Genomic DNA, 14,006 nt, shown 5'->3' with positions numbered 1-14,006 from the left:
TGTGACATTCAGCGACGGGCCGGTCCGGAACGGCTGTTGTGGGGTTACTTCGAGGCGCCCACGAGCTTTGCGTCGGGCGACACCGCGTACCATGTGCCCCCGACACCTTGGCCGTTGGTGTCACCGGGCTTCGCATCACCGGAGAACGTATAGATGGGCCAGCAGCCGATGGACTGCTGCTTGAGTCCGTCGGGCCGATTGAAGGTGACAAATCCCTTGGTGGTGACACCCGAAACATCATTCTTGGCCAACGGGGCGACAACCGGCCACTTCGAGAGGCAGGCCCCGGTGCAGGCCGACTTCATCGGCCAGGCGCTGTCCTTCTTGAACCGGTAGACCGTCATGCCGCGCTTGTCGACAACGATGTTCCCGAGTTTCGGGTCCTTGCGGACCGAAAGTCCCGCGAGATCGGCCTGCTCGCCACTGACAGGACCGTCGGCGTTCACCGCAGCCTTCTTGCCGTCGGGAGCGGAGGCGAACCAGGTGCCTCCCACACCCTGCCCATTGGCGTCGCCGGGCTTGGCGTCCTTCGCGTACCGGTACATCGGCCACCCCGCAATGGTGAGTTGCTGGGTGCCGTCCGCGCGGGTGACCTTGCCGATCAGAGCATCATCGGTACCGGCGGCGGCCGTGACATTGCCCGCCGGCACCACCGGCCAGATCTTCGCGCAGTCGCCTTCGCAATTCGACTTCGGCGGACTCGCGGTGTCCTTGTCGAAGCGGTAGAGCGTGAATCCCTCGCTGTCCGTCAGCACCTTGCCGAGCTTCTTGCTGTCCCACACCGCGAGCTGTCCGGCCTGCTTCGACTTGGCGGACTGTGCCTCGGAATCGGAGCCGTAGCCGGTGTCGGAGCCGTACCCGCTGTCCGTGTCGTAGCCGCTGCCCGCCTGCCCGGCCGGGCTCGCATTGCCCACGTTCTGCCCGTTGGGGGACTCGGTTCCCTTGTCCTGACCGCACGCCGTCGTCAGCGCCAACAGGGCCGCCGCGGTCACCGCGAGCGAGGCGTTCCGCCAGGTGTTCATGTCAACTCCCGTAATTCTTCCGCCAGTTGCGACGCAAGTCCGCGTCGTTCATGGCCCTAGGTACGGGCGGCGGGTGCTTCTTTGTTCAATGCGTCCGCAGAATTTTCCGGGGCCGCAAACGTCCAGCGCCCCAGGTCCCCTCCATCAGGGGAACCTTGGCCGCGGTCCGCGTGTGGTCCGACCAGCCGGAACATGCTCCCCGTCGTGTACGGATCACTCGTAGGGCGGCTCACCGCAGCCCTCGCCCTCATCTGGCTCCTGGCCGCCCCGGTACCCGCGGCAGCCGACAACTGTTCGTACGCCTCGATCGGGGACGGCAGCGAGAACGCGGCGGTCGCCACGACGGGCGACGGGCACTGCCAGGCGGGCCCGGCGCCCAAGCCGACTCCCCGGCCCGAGCCCCCACCGCCGCCGCCGCCCCCTCCGCCCCCTCCGCCCCCTCCGCCTCCGCCCCCTCCGCCCCCTCCGCCTCCCCCGCCACCACCGCCCGCACCGGAGCCGGAGCCCGCGCCGCCACCTCCGCCGCCCCCGCCCTCCGCACGCCCCACGCCGCCCCCGCCCAGGCCGGTGGCGCTACCCGCCTACCGCAGGCCGCCGCGCAAGGTCCCGCAGCGCGGTCCCTCCCTGGTCACTCTCACCCTGCTGATCACCGCCCCCGCGGTGTTCGCCGTCGCCGTGCTACGTCCCCGCTCCCGATGACCCACGGAGAAGCCCATGTCGGAATGGCTTGTTCTCACCCTCGCCATGGCCGCGGCCTGCGCCGTCGTACTGACCATCGCCGTACTCAACAACCGCCGGATCACGGAGGACGACGATCCGTCGGAAACCCCTGACGTCATCGAGTACATGACGATGATGATCGGCGTGGTGTACGCGATCGTGCTCGGCCTCGCCATCGCGGGCGTCTGGGAGGGCCGCAGCGCCGCCCAGGAGTACGTACGCCAGGAGGCCCAGGCCCTGCACGAGGTGAACGTCCGCTCCTCGGTCTACCCGGCCGAGGTGCGTGCCCGGATCCGCGCCGACATCGACGCGTACGTCAGCTATGTCGTCGACGACGAGTGGCAGGCGATGAGCAAGCACGGAGATCTCACCGACCGGGGCGCGGAACTCCTCGGCCGGGTACGTGCCGATGTCACCGAATACCGGCCGAAGACCGACCACGAGGGGCAGGCCTATCAGCCACTGGTCGACCAGGTCGCCGCGGCCGACGACGCACGCAGCGCCCGCGGACAGAGTGCCGGCGCCACCATGCCGGGCGTCGTCTGGTTCGGTCTGATCACCGGGGCGCTGGTGACCGTCGGACTGATCTTCACCCTGCAGATCCGCAGAACGTTCCGGGAGCTGCTGCTGGCCGGACTGTTCAGCGTGCTCATCGCCTTCCTGCTCTTCCTGATCTGGGACTTCGACTCCCCGTTCGGCCGCGGCATCTCCGCCACAGCGGCGCCGTTCCTGGATCTGTTCCCCAACGCAGGGGGCGGGCCGTCGTCCTGACGGCATGGCGGTGCGCCGCCCGAGGGACACCCGTGCCCCATTCGCCGGACCCCGATCGCGCATGATATGCGGCACTTCTAGCGTTTCTCCCATCGAGGTGCATATCTGACGCTTTGTGGGAAACCGTTCCGCAGCTGCTCCTCGGGGACTCGGAGGAATCACCATGCGCCCCATAGGTGTCGCACCCGTCGCCCTGCTCGGCGCCACCGCTCTTGCTCTGACCGCTCCGGCCGCGACCGCGCATGCCGCGATGTCGAAGGAGGCGCCCAGCGCGACCCGACCCATCGTCGCCCCGTCGGTGGTCGCGCCGGGCGGCCAGGTCACCCTGGCCGCCCGGGGGTGCTCAAAAGCAGCGACGGCCAGTTCGGGCGTCTTCGACAGCATCACCATTCCCAGCGGGGGCACCGCCGCGGCCACGGTCGACTGGGATGCCAAACCTGGCGCTGCCTATGAAGTGACGTTCATCTGCAATACGTCCCCTACCTCCATGGCGAAGATCCGCCTCACGATCTCCGCCGGCAATCCCACACCCACCGGCTCCACGACGATCGCGCGGCACAGCGTGCAGGGTGGCCTCGGCGGCATCGGCCGGATGAGTTCCGCGGAGGTCGTCGGCGCTACCGCACTCGCAGTGGTCGCCACCACCGGCGCCGTCTTCGTGATGCGCCGGCGGAAGGAGAGCCGTCACCACTGAACGGCGCGAGCCGACGGTGGAACGTCCGTCGCCCCGGGTCCTGATCCAGGACCTGGGGCGGCAGATGCATCTGGCCGATGATCCGACACATTCCGCCCGTACTCGTCGATCTGACAGGGCCACATGTTACGGACGGTCAAAATCGCCGTCCGGTCACAGCTTCGATGAGGCGGGCCTCTCCGTCGGCCACCCATTCGCCTTTCCCTGATCGCCTCCCGACCGTCACGCGCTTAGCGTTCACAGCATCGCGACGAAGGGAGAACCGTGACTCCTCCCCCTCGTAAACGAGGCGGCTTCTCATCTCACCCCACGGGGTCTCATGACGGCCAAGCCCTGACCGCTGCCGAAGCAGGATCACAGCGTAGTACGCCGCTTCGCGGCTCCGAATCCCATGATGCGTTTCCCGCCCGGCCTGAAGGCCGGCATTCCCACGCAAGATCAGGGATGGGCCGGGACCACTGGCGCGTCGAGCGGACCGGGTACTCACCCTGGGGCGCGCTCGCCCTGGTACTGCTCACCGGCCTTGCCCTGGTGCGGAACGGTCCGGACCCCTCGCCGGCCCCGCCCCGGCCGGTCGCCGCCGCCTCGGCCGAACGCCATCAGGACGCCCCCGGTGCGCCTCCGGCGGACGTCACGGTGCAGCCACTGGCGTACGCCCCCGCCTCGCGTGTGGTCGTCCCTGCGATCCGGGTCGATGCGCCGCTCATCGATGTGAACCTGGAACCGGACGGCGGGGAGCGCTTTGCACCCAATGGAGGGAGCGCACCCGTGGTAACCGGCGGCTCCGGACCCGGCAGCGGGGCAGCCCGGGTCGGGGGTGGCGGCGGGAGCGGCTAACCTCACTGCCGTGACAGAGCAGCAGCCCCACCAGTTCGAACGTGGCACAGACGGTCCGAAGGTGATCGTCGCGGGCCTCGACGGGTCCGATTCCTCGATGCGCGCCGCCGCGTACGCCGCCGGGCTGGCCCGTCGGCAGCACGCCTTGCTCGCCCTCGTCTATGTGCAGCCCGTGATGCCCGCGGGTGCCGCGCTCGGCGCACCGGTCGCCGACACGACCGGCGAGGTCGCGGAGGGTCTGGTGAGCGAGATCCGTGCGGCGACCGAGCGGCTTAAGGACATATGGGATGTTCGCTGGGAGTTCCACACCTTCCGCGGTGATCCGTACAACGGGCTGGTCACCGCGGCCGACGAACTCAAGGCGGACGCCGTGGTGGTGGGCGCGTCGGAGTCGGCGGGGCACCGGTTCATCGGTTCGGTGGCGATCCGGCTGGTGAAGGCGGGGCGCTGGCCCGTCACCGTCGTTCCGTAACCGGCCGACGATGTCGGGGCGGCCCCCGCCTTCCGGGCCGTCAGGCGTTCTTCTCGATGGACTTCTGGAACTCCCGGGCCATTTGGTCCAGCCCCTTGGAGCGCCACTCGGTCCAGAACGGCTTCCACTCGCCGATCTTCTTGCGGCCGCTGACGATGTCGTTGACCAGGTCCGTGGCCTCGGTCGACATGCGCCCGTAGTGCTCGGTGTACGCGTCGGAGTAGTGGCCCACCGTCGGGTTGCCGATGGCGGTCTCGATGAGCTTCTGCTCGACGGCGTACATCGCCTTCACGTCCTCGGGGCCGTGGGTGCCGGGAAAGGCCGAGGGCAGCAGCGCGAACGGTGCGGTCGTCGCGGTGGCCAATCCGCTGTAGAACCCCTCGACCTGCTGCTTCCCCTTCTTGGTGCGCTGCGGGAAGCCCTGCTCGTCGTACGTGAAGTCGGCTCCCTCGGTGCCGAACTCCAGGAGCTCGCGCTCCTTGCTGCTGAACGGCGCAGCGAGGTAGTTCAGCACGCCGAGCAGCATCCGTACCCGCTTCTCGCTGCCCTTCTTGATCGCGGTGTAGCCGATCGTGCCCAGGTGGTAGTGGTGGTTCGGCCGGCGGCCGCCCGCCGCGAACGGGATCAGGATCTCCGCAGCGAGCGACGGGTCGTTGGTACGGAGGTTGGCACGGGCGCCGGACGGATTGGCGAACACCGTGGCGCCGATGGATCCCTGCGCCATCTTCAGATAGGCGTCGGCCATCTTCGGGTCGCCCGGGTAGAAGACGCCGGCCTGCTTGAGTTTGAGCACGAAGTCGAGTGCCGCCAGGTACTCGTCGGTCTCCTGCCAGAAGGTGAGCGAGCCGTCCTTGTTCTGCCGCCACTTGTTCGGGCTGCCGAAGCACTGGCTCATCACGCTGACGGCATTGACATAGATCGGTTCCAGCGCCCAGACCTTGCCGCCGGTGACCTCCTTGCACTTGGCCAGGAACTCGTCCGGGCTGCTCGCGGACAGGCCACCCGCCTTCTCCCAGACCTTGGGGTTGCCGGCGTAGACCTGGCCGAACGCAGGATAGGGGCTCGGCGCGCCCCAGATCTTGCCGTTGACCACGGCGGTCTTCCAGTGTGCAGGGGTCATCGCGGCGAGGTTCGGGTAGTCCTTGACCGCGTCACCCGAGACGTACTCGGTGATGTCGGCGCACTTCGATTCCAGCAGCTGGGCAATGTGCTGGATGCCCTGGTTGGGCGGTATCCACATCAGGTCGGGCAGGTCCCCGCCGGCGACGGTGGCGGAGAACTTCTCCTCGTACCCGGGATCCGTGCCGAGGATCGCGGAGAGGTCGACGCCGAGCTCCTTGTTGATCTTCTGCCAGTGCTCGTTGGACCCTTTGGGGAGCGGCGGCTGGGTCCAGATCTCGGTGAGCAGGGTGACCTTCGAGCCGTCACCGGGGGCCTTGGGGACGCTCTGGATCAGCTCCTTGGGGTACGAGAGGTAGCCCGCGGAGAGGCCCTTCGCATTGGCCGGCAGATCGGGCGTGATCTTGGTGAAGGGGACGTACGCGGGAAGCTTCACCTTTGCCGAGGCGGCTTCGGTCCGGTGGCCGGTGGACGAACCGCAGCCGGTGAGCGCGGTGGCGGCGGCGCCCGCCGCGACGGCGGTGCTCAGGCCGAGGAAAGTGCGTCGGGACATGCCGGTCATGGAAATCTCCGCAACAGGGTGAGAGGGGGGACGGGTGAGGGGAAGGACGGCAAGGAGCGGGCGTGGGTCAGCCCTTGATCGCGCCGGTGAGCACGCCCTTGGTGAAGTACTTCTGGAGGAACGGGTAGAGCAGCAGAATCGGGATCAGCGCGATCATGACGACAGCCATGGAGATCGACTGCTGAGGCGGCAGATGGGCCACGCCGAGCTGGTCGGCCGCCATCTGCTTGTTCTGCACCACATAGGTCCGCAGCAGAAGCTGGACCGGCCACTTCCCGGAGTCGTTGAGGTAGAGCATCGCGTTGAAGAACGCGTTCCAGTACGTCACCGCATAGAAGAGCCCGACGACGGCGATGACGCCTTTGGAGAGCGGCAGCACGATCCGGGTGAGGATCCGCCAGTCGCCCGCACCGTCGATCCGGGCCGCCTGGTAGAGCTCGTCGGGGATGTTCATGAAGAACGCCCGCATCACCACCAGGTTGAAGGCGTTGACCAGGCCCGGCAGGATCAGCGCCCAGTAGGAATCGAGCAGACCGAGCTCCCTGACCAGGACGTACATCGGGATCATGCCGGGGGCGAAGAGCAGCGTGAACAGGACGAGCAGCAGGACGGGTCTGCTGCCGGGGACGCCTCGCTTGCTCAGCGCGTAGGCCAGGGCGATGGTCGTCAGGAGGGAGAGTGCCGTGCCGACGCCGGTGATCAGGACGCTGACCGTGACGGCGCGGGTGACCAGTCCGCCGGACAGGATCGTGCGGTAGGCCTGCAGGGTCGGCTCGGTCGGGAAGAGGACATACCCGCCGGCGGCCGTGATCTCCTCGCGGGAGGCGAGGCTGGTGGAGAGCACGATGAGGAACGGCACTGTCATCACAGCGACGATGACAGTGATCACGACGGCCTTGGCGGCCGAGCCCAGCCGGGTGGGCGGCTCCTCCCAGGCGGCTCGGCGGTCCGCGGTCCGGGGCTTCGACAAGGGCAGTCCGATGCTCATCTGCTGTACACCCCTTGCTCTCCGAATGCGTGGGCCAGCCGGTTGGCGCCCCAGATCATCAGCGCGCCGACCACGCCCTTGACCAGGCCTGCGGCGGCGCCGATGCCCCAGTCGCCGTAGACAACGCCGTGGTAGTAGACGTAGGTGTCGAGGACCTCGGCGGCCCGGGCGCCGACCGCGTCGCGTTGCAGCAGGAACTGTTCGAAGCCGACGGACAGTACATCGCCGAGGCGCAGCACCAGCAGCATGATCGTGACTCCGCGGACGGCGGGCAGGGTGACATGCCACATGCGCCGCCAGGGTCCGGCACCGTCCACGGCGGCCGATTCGTACAGGCTCTGGTCGACGTTGGCGAGCGCCGCCAGATAAATGATCATGCCCCAGCCGATGTCCTTCCAGATCACCTGTGCGGTGATCAGCATGGGGAAGGTGCTGGGGTCGGTCATCACGTCGAGGGCCGAAAGGCCATGTCCACGAAGGAAGTTGCTGATCAGGCCGGCGCCGCCGACCACTTGCTGGAAGAGGGCGACGACCAGCACCCAGGAGATGAAGTGCGGAAGGTAGACAACACTCTGCACGAACCTCTTGACGCGACTGCTGACCAGGCTGTTGATGAGCAGGGCAAGGGCCAGCGGGGCCGGAAAGAAGAAGATCAGTTGCAGCGCGGCGAAGGCGAGGGTGTTGCGTACGGACTCCCAGAACGCCGGATCCGCGAACATCTCCTGGAAGTTGGCCAGGCCCACCAGGGGGCTGTCCTTGAAGCCGATGAACGGCTGGTAGTCCTGGAAGGCGACGATGTTGCCCAGCATCGGCACGTAGAAGAAGACGGCGAAGAAGAGCAGGCCCGGGGCCATCAGGGCGAGCATCACCCAGTTGTTGCGCAGCCGGACCCGCAGGGGTACGCGCCGCAGCGGGGGCCGACCGCTCGCGGCTCTGGGCTCGGGTGGGGACGCGGCCCGTGGGCTGCGCGCTGTTGCAGCGGATGTCACACGTACTCCCTGGCCTGGCGGCTCGACGAATTTAGAAACCAACTTTCCGAAAAGAGTGGCCACATCATCGAAGCGTCGCACCAGTAGGTCAACAGCCAATTAGTCCCCGGCAGTTGGACTTTTCTGCACGGCGTGATCGATGTGTTCCAATGCCAGCCGGGCTGCCCCGATTGCAGTTGATTCCTCGCCCAGTGCGGAGTTCCGCACGGATGGCGCATTCGGGCAGCGGCCCGCCAGCTCCGCGGCGAACGGCTCGCTGAGCAGCGCGCCGGCCCGGGAGATGCCGCCGCCCAGCACCACCAGTTCCGGATCGAGCGCGGCAACGTGGGGCGCCAGGCATTCGGCGAGCGACTCGGCGAAGGCGCACAGGGCGTACCGTGCGCCACCGTCCCCGGCGGCCGCGGCCTCGACCACGGTGCGGGCGGCGCTGTTCCGGGTGGGCAGTTCGGCGCCCTGGTGTCCGGCGGCCCAGTCCAGCAGCCGTCGGTAGGCCGCCGACCAGCCGTCCGGGGGCAGCAGTTCGCCGGCTGCACCGCCGTGGCCCCGGTGCAGTCTGCCGTGCAGCCACAGGCCGATGCCGGGGCGGTTGCCGACGTACAGGTAGATGGCGTCCCGTACGCCGACGGCCACTCCCCCGGCGCATTCGGCGAGCGTCGCAAGCTGGATGTCGTTGCCGACCAACACCGGCCCCGGCGCGCAGTCGGCGAGCTCGTGGCCCAGGTCGAGTCCGGTCCAGCCGGGCAGCGCGGTGCTCCGCACCACCCGGCCCGCCAGGTCCACCATGCCGCTGGTGCCGATCCCGGTGGCGAGGGGGCGGACCCCGGCGGCCTCCGGCTTGGCCAGGCAGGCCTCGATCGCCCCGCGGACGGCCTCGAGTCGTCGCCGTGCGGTCATGGCGGGGGTGACGACGACGCGCTGTGCGGCGACCGTGCGGCCGAGCAGGTCCACGGCGTGGACCAGCACCTTGTGCGCTCCGATGTCCACACCGACGACATGTCCCGCCTCGGCCCGGAAGCGGAACCGGCGGGCCGGACGGCCGACAGCGCCGCTGCTGGCCTCCAGCTCCACCAGCATGCCCTCGCGCAGCAGCTGTGCCGTGAGGTCCTGGGCGGTCGGCCGGGACACCCCGATCAGCCCGGCGAGCTCCGGCACGGTCACCTCGTTGCGTTCCCGCATCACCCGTAGCGCGGCGGCCGTGTTCAGTCGGCGCAGCAGCGAGGCGTCCCCACCCCGGTCCATGGCCTCTCCCTTGACAGCGTGATCGAAGTCTCTCCATGGTGGCCCATGGCGATTGAGCAACTTACCTAATAAATAGCGCCCTTGAGGGAGTGCGGACATGGGTGAGCAGGGCCATCCCGAGCTGGAGTGCGGGCTCGGATCATGGGACAGCGACATGTACGGCAACCACCGGATCCTGGTACGCGCGCCCTCGGGCGGCCCGGTGTTCGGGGCCCAACTGCCATGGCGTCGCCGGGATCCGGACCCCGCGGCGGTGGACGTCATCGTGCTCGCGCCGTCCGGCCGGCGGGTGCGGAACACGGTGCCGATCGAGGTGACGGCCGGGCACGGCCGGATCGCCTTCGAGCCGGTGGAGGGCGAGGGCGACTACGCCGTGCACTACCTGCCGTACGCGCATACCGGCCGGCCGTACTATCCGCAGGCCGCTTACCGACAGCCGACACCGACCGCCGACCCCGGCTGGGTGCATCGGTGCGGGCTGAACCGACCGGAGCGGGTCTGGGCGACGCTGCCTCGCGCGGAGGCGTTCCGGTACGAGGCCGTGAGCACCGTCGACTCCTTCGCGCCGATGGGGTTCGCGGCCACCGCCGACGAGTGCGACGCGCTGACCGCGGCCCACCCGGACGAGCCGTTCCTGCTGTTCGGCGAGGCACGCGACCGTCCGTTGGGCCGGTACGACGGGCTGCCCGCCCGCTGGGTGGGCGCCGTGCCGTTCGCGCCGTTCTCGGGTTCGGCGGCGCGGGGCGAGTTCTATGCGCTGCAGACCGGGGTGTACGCGGTGCGGGCGCTGGCGGAGGTCCGTACCGAGGTCCGCGGGCTCCCCTTCCCGGTCCGGTCGCTGACCACCGGCGGCATCGACGCACGCGGACTGCCGTTCGAGAATCGGATCGGCATCGGCGCGGGGCGCGTACAGGTGCTCTGGTTCGGCCTGGACGTCCCGGAGGACACGGAGCCCGGTACGTACGAGGGCGAGGTCGCCGTACGCGCCGACGGCACCGGCGAGCGGGTACTGCCGCTGCGGATCACCGTGGGGCCGCGGACCGTCACCGACCACGGCGCAGGGGATCCGGCACGGCTGTCCCGGCTGCGCTGGCTGGACTCGACGATCGGCCAGGACGACGAGGTCGTCCCGCCGTTCACCCCGGTGAAGGTGGCCGGAAGCCGGCTGGAGATCCTCGGCCGGGCGGTCGAGATCGGCCCCGACGGGCTGCCGCAGCGGCTCACCACCTCGTTCACCTCGGCGGTGACCGGCACGGACGGGCCGGAGCGCGATCTGCTGGCCGGGCCGGTGACACTCACGGTCGGCCGCCCGCTCGACCGGGTTCCGCTGACGCTGGACCGGACCGGACCGGCTCGGGTGTGCTGGTCGACCGAAGCCACCGCTCCCGGACTCCGCCTCGCCACCGAGGGTGAGTTGGAGGCCGATGGTTTCCTTGTCGTACGGACCACCGTCGAGGCCGTCGACGATCTCACCCTCGACGTACGGCTCGATGTGCCGGTCGTTGCCGAGATCGCCCGGTACGCGATGGGGCTCGGACTGCCGGGGCAGGTCTGCCCGGAGACGTACGACTGGAAGTGGGACACCCCCACGCGCAATCAGGACTCCCTCTGGCTCGGTTCCCCCTCGGCCGGCATCCAGGTGTCGCTGCGCGACGAGCACTATGCGCGGCCGCTGAACACCAACTACTACCGCGAGAAGCCTCTCGTCGCGCCGCATTCCTGGGCGGGGGACGGTCACGGCGGCATCCGGCTGCGTACCGCGGACGGGGTGCGGACCGTGACCGCGTACAGCGGCCCGCTGAGGATCGCCGCCGGGGAGCGCCGCTGCTTCGAACTGCGTCTCCTGCTCACGCCGTTCAAGCCGATCCAGGTACGACGCCAACTCACCGAGCGCTACTTCCACGCATACGCCTCCCCGGCCGAGGTCGCCGCGTACGGCGCGAACGTCGTCAACCTCCACCACGCCACCCCGCCCAACCCGTACCTGAACGATCCGCTGCTCGGCGCCGATGTGCTCCAGGAGTACACCGCCGAGGCGCACCGGCTCGGCATCCGCGTCAAGGTGTACGACACGGTGCGCGAACTTACCCGGTACAACCCGGAGTTGCCCGTCCTGGCATCCCTCGGAAGCGAGGTGCTGGCGCCGGGGCCCGGCGGTGGACACGCCTGGCTGCACGAGCATCTGGGCACGGACTACGTCCCCGGCTGGGTGGCACCCGACGTGGCCGATGTGGCCGTCGTGACCTCGGGCGACTCGCGGTGGCACAACTCCTATGTGTGCGGCATCGACCGGCTGCGCCGCCGGATCGGGGTCGACGGCCTCTATCTCGACGATGTGGCGTACGACCGGACCACCATGAAGCGCGTACGCAAGACCCTGGCCCGCTCCGGCGACACGGCGCCCCTTATCGATCTGCACTCCTGCAACCAGTACCGGGAGCCGGACGGCTTCGCGTCCAGCGCCAATCTGTACGCGGAACTGATGCCGTACACCGACCGGCTCTGGCTGGGCGAGCTGTTCGACTACGAGGGGACCGATCCCGCTTACTGGCTGGTGGAGTTGTCAGGCATCCCGTTCGGGCTGATGGGCGAGATGCTGGAGGGCGGCGGCAACCCGTGGCGGGGCCTGGTCTTCGGGATGACGGCGCGCGCCCCGATGACCGATGTGCGTCCGATGTGGCGGGCCTTCGACGAACTACGTCTGCCCGACGCAGAGTTCACCGGCTGGTGGGCGGACGAACCCCCCGTGGCCACGGGCCGGGATGATGTCCTCGCCTCCACCTGGGAGGGACCCGGTGGGACGGTGACCGCGGTCGCGTCATGGGCGGCGGAACCGGTGGGGTGTGTCCTGACGGACGCCGACGGCCCGGTGGCGGCGTATGCGCCCGCGATCGAGGGATTCCAGCCGGAACGCTCCTTCGCGGCGGGTGAGCGGGTGCCGGTGGCGCCGGGACGCGGCTGGTTGCTGTCCGTACGGCCGGCTCCGGTGCCCCGCTGACCGGCTCGTCCTCGGCCGCGGCGACCGAGGACGGGCCGGGGGTCTGCCGAAGAAGGCCCTGAGCCCGCTCGGCGTCCGCCCGACCGTTCACCGCACCATTCGCCGCTCTGTGCGACCGCTCGTCGCACGCCTCGGTGCATCTGCTGTTCGTCTCGGCGCGAATGCGTTCGTATACGGCGCAGGCAGCGGCGCGGCGGCAGGGGTCTCCGCGGGGAAGGGCGTGCACGATGACCACGACGACGACCGATGAGCAGGCCCTCGCGAAGTTGCAGCGCGAACACGGCCCCGCGCTCCTGCACTTCCTGCTCGGTCTGACCTTCGGCGACCGGCAGCGGGCCGAGGACCTCCTCCAGGAGACGCTGGTACGGGCCTGGCAGCACCCGGAGGCGTTCGACGGTCCGTACGACTCGATGCGGCCCTGGCTCTTCACCGTCGCCCGGCGCCTCGCGATCGACGCGCGCAGGTCCCGGCAGGCCCGGCCGACCGAGGTCGGCGACATCGCGCTGGAGAGCGCCCCGGACCGGGAGGACACCACGGAGTCCACCGTCGCCGCGCTCGATGTGCGCGAGGCGGTGCGCACGCTCAGCCCCGAGCACCGTGCGGTGCTGGTGCAGATATATTTCCGCGGGCTGAGCGTGGGCGAGACGGCGCAGGTGCTCGGCATACCGGCGGGCACGGTCAAGTCCCGCTCTTACTACGCGCTGCGCCTGCTCTCCCGTAATCTGCCCGGCTACTCCCAGAGCAGGTCCTCCTCGCTGACCAGGCCGAGCAGGGTCGCGGCCTCCGCGACCTCCACATAGTCGGCGGCGCAGCCGTCGCACTCCCGCAGATGGTGGCAGACGCGGCGGGTCTCCCCGGGCGTGAGTGCGTCGAGAACATAGGCGCCGAGCAGCTGCCGCACATGCGGGCCCTCCCCGGGATCGGCGGTCATCGCAACCTCATGTCTGTTCTGTGACGGATCCGGTCCGACGGATCCTGTCCTTCTGGCCACGCGGGGCGCGCTCCCCCGGTTCAATGCTGCGTGTAGCCCGGTGCCGAGAAGAGAAAGAGGCGAGACGGGATGCGTCCGGAACGTACGGATGGAACCAGTGGGGGCGGGCTGCTGGTCCCGATGGCCTGGATGTACGCCGAGTACATCGCCGATGAACTGCTGCGGACCGGCGATCTGATGGAGCCGTCGACGCTGGAGTACCGCGCGGGGCGCGATGCGCTCGCCCTGACCATCTTTCTCTCCGACGGAGGCGTGGCCGATGCCCTGCCCGCGACCCGGATGGACGAGCTGCGGCTGCTGACCGCGTACGGGACGGCCTGGCGCATGTGGGTCTGCGAGCGGCTCGACGCACTGGCGGCGGCTCCGGCGCCGGATGGTGAGCGGGACGGACCGGACCCCGATCTGGCGCTGGCCCGTGTCGCGTGGCGGTGGCTGGAGGAGACCGAGCTGCTCGCGGCCGACCTCGATGCGATCGGTCCGGCGCCGTGGGAGCCGGTCGATCTCGAGGAGGATCTGGAGTGGCCGCAGGACACGGCCCAGGTGTGGACGCCGGCCTGGCAGCTGGGGCTGCCGCTGGGGCATCTGGCGATCCACCTGTACTGAC

Annotated in this window: 13 protein-coding genes and 1 pseudogene; 8 read left to right on the top strand and 6 right to left on the bottom strand. The window is 69.4% G+C overall.

The window, feature by feature from the left end:
- Positions 1-44 precede the first annotated feature (44 nt).
- Positions 45-1,022: an SCO0930 family lipoprotein gene (locus tag OHA03_RS37170; RefSeq protein WP_267008430.1), complete on the bottom strand. Its 978-nt coding sequence runs from the start codon at positions 1,020-1,022 to the stop codon at positions 45-47.
- 204 nt (positions 1,023-1,226) lie between these two features.
- Here OHA03_RS37170 and OHA03_RS37165 point away from each other — a divergent pair, with 204 nt between their 5' ends.
- The 5 genes and pseudogenes from OHA03_RS37165 (at position 1,227) to OHA03_RS37145 (ending at position 4,516) form a co-directional block, all read left to right on the top strand.
- Positions 1,227-1,721, top strand: coding sequence for a hypothetical protein (locus OHA03_RS37165; protein WP_267009697.1), 495 nt, complete (start codon positions 1,227-1,229; stop codon positions 1,719-1,721).
- A gap of 15 nt (positions 1,722-1,736) precedes the next feature.
- Complete coding sequence (locus OHA03_RS37160; protein WP_267008429.1) at positions 1,737-2,513, top strand: DUF4239 domain-containing protein; 777 nt, start codon at positions 1,737-1,739, stop codon at positions 2,511-2,513.
- A gap of 163 nt (positions 2,514-2,676) precedes the next feature.
- Complete coding sequence (locus tag OHA03_RS37155) at positions 2,677-3,207, top strand: hypothetical protein (protein WP_267008428.1); 531 nt, start codon at positions 2,677-2,679, stop codon at positions 3,205-3,207.
- A gap of 444 nt (positions 3,208-3,651) precedes the next feature.
- A pseudogene (locus tag OHA03_RS37150) lies at positions 3,652-3,939 on the top strand (class F sortase); the annotation flags it as partial.
- Positions 3,940-4,054: 115 nt separating this feature from the next.
- Complete coding sequence (locus OHA03_RS37145) at positions 4,055-4,516, top strand: universal stress protein (protein ID WP_267008427.1); 462 nt, start codon at positions 4,055-4,057, stop codon at positions 4,514-4,516.
- A gap of 40 nt (positions 4,517-4,556) precedes the next feature.
- Here the strand turns inward: OHA03_RS37145 and OHA03_RS37140 are convergent, their stop codons facing one another.
- The 4 genes from OHA03_RS37140 to OHA03_RS37125 all read right to left on the bottom strand — a co-directional run bounded on the left by OHA03_RS37140 (position 4,557) and on the right by OHA03_RS37125 (position 9,413).
- Positions 4,557-6,188, bottom strand: coding sequence for an extracellular solute-binding protein (locus tag OHA03_RS37140; RefSeq protein ID WP_267008426.1), 1,632 nt, complete (start codon positions 6,186-6,188; stop codon positions 4,557-4,559).
- 76 nt (positions 6,189-6,264) lie between these two features.
- Positions 6,265-7,185, bottom strand: coding sequence for a carbohydrate ABC transporter permease (locus OHA03_RS37135; RefSeq protein WP_267008425.1), 921 nt, complete (start codon positions 7,183-7,185; stop codon positions 6,265-6,267).
- Positions 7,182-8,096: a sugar ABC transporter permease gene (locus tag OHA03_RS37130; RefSeq protein ID WP_267009602.1), complete on the bottom strand. Its 915-nt coding sequence runs from the start codon at positions 8,094-8,096 to the stop codon at positions 7,182-7,184. Before OHA03_RS37130 ends, OHA03_RS37135 begins: the two co-directional genes overlap by 4 nt.
- 177 nt (positions 8,097-8,273) lie before the next feature.
- On the bottom strand, positions 8,274-9,413 hold the full coding sequence (locus OHA03_RS37125; RefSeq protein WP_267008424.1) for an ROK family protein: 1,140 nt from the start codon (positions 9,411-9,413) through the stop codon (positions 8,274-8,276).
- A 97-nt stretch (positions 9,414-9,510) separates the two neighbouring features.
- Here OHA03_RS37125 and OHA03_RS37120 point away from each other — a divergent pair, with 97 nt between their 5' ends.
- Together OHA03_RS37120 and OHA03_RS37115 are read left to right on the top strand one after the other, a co-directional pair.
- A complete protein-coding gene (locus OHA03_RS37120) occupies positions 9,511-12,411 on the top strand; it encodes a glycoside hydrolase domain-containing protein (RefSeq protein ID WP_267008423.1) in 2,901 nt (966 codons plus the stop codon).
- A 227-nt stretch (positions 12,412-12,638) separates the two neighbouring features.
- A complete protein-coding gene (locus OHA03_RS37115; RefSeq protein WP_267008422.1) occupies positions 12,639-13,211 on the top strand; it encodes a sigma-70 family RNA polymerase sigma factor in 573 nt (190 codons plus the stop codon).
- Here the strand turns inward: OHA03_RS37115 and OHA03_RS37110 are convergent.
- Positions 13,142-13,342, bottom strand: a complete 201-nt coding sequence (locus tag OHA03_RS37110; protein ID WP_267008421.1) for a zf-HC2 domain-containing protein — start codon at positions 13,340-13,342, stop codon at positions 13,142-13,144. The two genes, OHA03_RS37115 and OHA03_RS37110, sit on opposite strands and share 70 nt — an antisense overlap.
- 129 nt (positions 13,343-13,471) lie before the next feature.
- On the opposite strand from OHA03_RS37110, the gene OHA03_RS37105 reads away from it, so the two are divergent.
- Positions 13,472-14,005: a hypothetical protein gene (locus OHA03_RS37105; RefSeq protein ID WP_267008420.1), complete on the top strand. Its 534-nt coding sequence runs from the start codon at positions 13,472-13,474 to the stop codon at positions 14,003-14,005.
- Position 14,006 lies beyond the last annotated feature (1 nt).

The organism is Streptomyces sp. NBC_00154, assembly GCF_026342835.1.
Taxonomy (GTDB): domain Bacteria; phylum Actinomycetota; class Actinomycetes; order Streptomycetales; family Streptomycetaceae; genus Streptomyces.
Note: the sequence above shows the minus strand (reverse complement) of the source record. Positions and strands in the feature narration are given on the sequence as shown.

Bases quoted from the DNA above. Each gene is read 5' to 3' on its own strand.
- OHA03_RS37170 (WP_267008430.1), bottom strand. From the start codon at position 1,022: ATGAACACCTGGCGGAACGCCTCGCTCGCGGTGACCGCGGCGGCCCTG.
- OHA03_RS37160 (WP_267008429.1), top strand. From the start codon at position 1,737: ATGTCGGAATGGCTTGTTCTCACCCTCGCCATGGCCGCGGCCTGCGCC.
- OHA03_RS37155 (WP_267008428.1), top strand. From the start codon at position 2,677: ATGCGCCCCATAGGTGTCGCACCCGTCGCCCTGCTCGGCGCCACCGCT.
- OHA03_RS37140 (WP_267008426.1), bottom strand. From the start codon at position 6,188: ATGTCCCGACGCACTTTCCTCGGCCTGAGCACCGCCGTCGCGGCGGGC.
- OHA03_RS37135 (WP_267008425.1), bottom strand. From the start codon at position 7,185: ATGAGCATCGGACTGCCCTTGTCGAAGCCCCGGACCGCGGACCGCCGA.
- OHA03_RS37125 (WP_267008424.1), bottom strand. From the start codon at position 9,413: ATGGACCGGGGTGGGGACGCCTCGCTGCTGCGCCGACTGAACACGGCC.
- OHA03_RS37120 (WP_267008423.1), top strand. From the start codon at position 9,511: ATGGGTGAGCAGGGCCATCCCGAGCTGGAGTGCGGGCTCGGATCATGG.
- OHA03_RS37115 (WP_267008422.1), top strand. From the start codon at position 12,639: ATGACCACGACGACGACCGATGAGCAGGCCCTCGCGAAGTTGCAGCGC.
- OHA03_RS37110 (WP_267008421.1), bottom strand. From the start codon at position 13,342: ATGACCGCCGATCCCGGGGAGGGCCCGCATGTGCGGCAGCTGCTCGGC.
- OHA03_RS37105 (WP_267008420.1), top strand. From the start codon at position 13,472: ATGCGTCCGGAACGTACGGATGGAACCAGTGGGGGCGGGCTGCTGGTC.